We start from the raw sequence: 3,086 nt of genomic DNA on the forward strand, positions 1-3,086 counted from the left end.
AACAATCAGACGGGCTATCCGGAGACGGGTACGAGGCGTGAACAGCGCATTTGGATCAGTCATCGATTGGCCTCCGCAGTGGTTTCCAAAAGCGTGCGCCGGCTCAGCACCATGGTCAAGAGCGCGGCCGCCGCCAATGCCGCGGCCACCCAGACCGGCGCGAGCACCCCCAGCCCTGCCGCGAGCCCGAACGCGCCAAGCACAGGACCCGCCGCGGCACCGAGGTTCAATGCCGCGGTTGCGTACGAACCGCCCATCGTTGGAGCAGCCGACGCTGCATACAGCACACGCGTGATCAAGGTGCTGCCAACGCCGAACGACAGGAAGCCCTGAACGAAGACGAGGACGATAAGCGCAACGGGATGCGACGCGACCAATGCCAATCCGATCCATCCTGTCAGCAGCAGCGGGCCGCCGACTGCAAGCACGACGCCGGGGCGTTGATCTGACAGTCGCCCAGCGATCGTGACGCCAAGGAATGATCCGACGCCGAACATCACCAGTGCGAAGGACACCCACCCATCAGCCATCCCCGCAGTCTCGGTCACTACGGGGGCGAGGAAGGTGAACGCCGCAAAGGTCCCTCCGTTGATCAGCGCTCCAAGTGCCATGGCCAGGATGAGCCGCGGCGTCGCCAACTGGCTGAGCTCGGCACGAAGCCTTGGCGAGGACCGGCTAGTTGCGGTCTGACCGGCATTGTTCGTGATCCCTCGAACGACTCCGAAGACCGCCGGAATACAGAGGATGGCGACTGCCCAGAACGTCGTTCGCCAGCCCAACGCTGTGCCGAGCAGAGACCCAGCGGGGACACCCGCGACCGTTGCGATCGTCGTGCCGGAGAGCAGGATCGACAGTGCACGCCCCTTCTGGTGCGCTGGCACGAGAGTAGTGGCCGTGCTCAGTGCTACGGCGAGGAATCCTGCGTTTGCAAGAGCGCTGAGCACCCGGGTGATGAGGAGGAGAGAGAACACGGGTGTCATCGCTCCGATGACGTGGCTTCCCGCGAACACGAGAAGGCAGACGATCAACGTGAGCCGCGGTGGCCAACGGCGAGCGAATGCCGCCATCACTGGCGCGCCGATGACCATACCGATCGCGAAGGCCGAGGTCAGCAGGCCCGCCGTGCCGACCGAGACGTCAAGCTCGGTCGCGATCGCGGGGAGCAATCCCGCGAGCATGAATTCTGAAGTGCCCATGACGAAAACCGCCAAGGCAAGCATGTAGAGAGCAAAAGGCATCGGGTACTCCGAGGTGAGAAATCAAGAAATGGTTCTTCTTGTCACCACGGCCAGCACCCCGGGTACGCCAGACATACGCCCACACAGATCGTGGGCGTCGTAACTACTGGTTGAAGGGGCTGGCGGTGTGACCGACAACCCCGGACTTGTCTGACTCGGGACTCGACATATCCCGAACTCTACAGCGCTCGACTGCGCGTGGTGTGGATAGACACGTCCCTAATCGGCACGACGTCGTTGCGCGCGGGGGCAGAACACTGTCCCTGGACATCACAACTGGCTCTGGAAGCGGCAACGATCTGCCCGCAGCTGCGGGGAACAGCAAGCACGGCTGTGGACCTTGGAAATGCGGTCCGTTCCGGCGTACATACGAAGCCTAGCGACGGGCAGTCCGCGGCAGACCAAACAAACTACTGACTAGGCCGGAAGCTAAGTTCAAAAAGCTCTCCTCTGAGCCTGAAAATTAGCTGAGAACCCAGGGACGCCCCTCCCGGTCGTAGACCAAGTGGCCTAGATTTAAAACACACTCCGCTTCTCAATGACGGCGAGCCTTGCCTGCCGGCAGGCTAATCCGCAATCTGCGAAGTGGCGTGACTTATGGGGTGCACTCGAAAGTTACGAACAAAGTGGAGGTAGTACTAATGCCAGGACGTATAGTCAGGTCCAAGACTGCTGAACGTGTCACGGAACTCCTGGGATCGCGCGAAGGACGCTCCCATTTGAGCGAGTACGGGTGGATCCCCGGAATGCCCGTGATCATTGCACAACTCAACGAGCCGGTAGACGATGTCATGGGCCTCGCTTCCGTTCACAATTGCGCTGTTCTCGTGGCGATACTGGACGCCCAGGGCGAGCAGCTTCGTTTCATCCATGTCTCGCCTCCCAACGGTGCTCTCCGGATCGTCGATGAGACTCCTGCGAATACCCGGATCTGCACGCTCTTCGAGCAAGCGGAGGAAAGCGGCATGCTGGCCTTCCGAGTTCGGTATTGGACCCACACGGCAATTGCCAACGCCCTGCCAGTCTTCACCCCGGAAGAACAGTGGCCGCTGGCGATGACGCGCAGCTAACTGCCGGGGCACCGGAGGTCCCGCCCAGGTGCCGCTGATTCAACGACTCGTTGCTAACCGCATATAGGCCATTTTCGACCAACGGTCCTGGCTTTTTCCGGAATTCTCCGGGAAAGCCAGGACCGTTGCCGCAATCCCCTGGCTTAGCGCCCGGCGATCTTCACCAGCTTGTGGTTGATGAATTCGTCCATGCCGTACTTGCCCAGCTCGCGGCCGATGCCCGAGCGCTTCACGCCGCCAAAAGGCAGCTCAGGGTAGGAAGCCGAAGGCTCGTTGACGGCCACCATGCCGCTCTGCAGCTGCACGGAAACGCGCTCTGCGCGTTCCATGTCCTGGGTGTGGATGGAAGCTCCCAGCCCGTAGTCGGTGTTGTTGGCCAGGGCCACGGCTTCTTCTTCGCCATCTACCTTGTAGAGCACGGCGACCGGGCCGAAGAGCTCCTCGGAGAAGGCACGCATCTCGGGGGTCACCCCGGCAAGGATGGTCGGCTCGTAGAATGCTCCCTCGCCCTGGATCGGCTTGCCTCCGGCCAGGACCTGGGCACCCTTGTCGATGGCGTCCTGCACCTGTGCGGCCAAGCCGTCGCGGGCCGCGGCCGAGGACAGCGGGCCGAGGAAGTTCTCCGGCTGGGCCGGGTCGCCCACCTTGATTCCGGCCACCTGCTCCACCAGCGCCTGGGAGAAGTCCTCGTAAACCGAGGAATCGATAATGAAGCGCTTGGCCGCGTTGCAGGCCTGGCCGGTGTTCCCGAAGCGGGGGCGCATGCCCAGCTTGGCAG

At 62.4% G+C, this 3,086-nt stretch carries 4 protein-coding genes; 1 reads left to right on the forward strand and 3 read right to left on the reverse strand.

Going from position 1 to position 3,086, the window contains the following annotated elements:
• Window positions 1-59: 59 nt before the first annotated feature.
• Together ACNPM8_RS01150 and ACNPM8_RS01155 are read right to left on the reverse strand one after the other, a co-directional pair.
• The gene (locus tag ACNPM8_RS01150; protein ID WP_448939068.1) at window positions 60-1,238 is read right to left on the reverse strand and encodes a Cmx/CmrA family chloramphenicol efflux MFS transporter; all 1,179 of its coding nucleotides are present in this window, start codon (window positions 1,236-1,238) and stop codon (window positions 60-62) included.
• Between the two features lie 21 nt (window positions 1,239-1,259).
• The gene (locus tag ACNPM8_RS01155; protein ID WP_124770126.1) at window positions 1,260-1,313 is read right to left on the reverse strand and encodes a chloramphenicol resistance leader peptide; all 54 of its coding nucleotides are present in this window, start codon (window positions 1,311-1,313) and stop codon (window positions 1,260-1,262) included.
• Window positions 1,314-1,879: 566 nt separating this feature from the next.
• On the opposite strand from ACNPM8_RS01155, the gene ACNPM8_RS01160 reads away from it, so the two are divergent.
• Window positions 1,880-2,308 carry a hypothetical protein gene (locus ACNPM8_RS01160; RefSeq protein WP_133834802.1) on the forward strand — a complete coding sequence of 143 codons (429 nt, stop codon included), beginning with the start codon at window positions 1,880-1,882 and terminating at the stop codon, window positions 2,306-2,308.
• Window positions 2,309-2,451: 143 nt separating this feature from the next.
• Here ACNPM8_RS01160 and ACNPM8_RS01165 read toward each other — a convergent pair.
• Window positions 2,452-3,086 (reverse strand): aldehyde dehydrogenase family protein (locus ACNPM8_RS01165; protein ID WP_448939069.1); only part of this gene is annotated, 635 nt, incomplete at its 5' end.

The organism is Glutamicibacter sp. AGC46 (genome assembly GCF_053543715.1).

Excerpts from the sequence above, each read along its gene's own strand:
- ACNPM8_RS01150 (WP_448939068.1), bottom strand. The coding sequence starts at position 1,238 with ATGCCTTTTGCTCTCTACATGCTTGCCTTGGCGGTTTTCGTCATGGGC.
- ACNPM8_RS01160 (WP_133834802.1), top strand. The coding sequence starts at position 1,880 with ATGCCAGGACGTATAGTCAGGTCCAAGACTGCTGAACGTGTCACGGAA.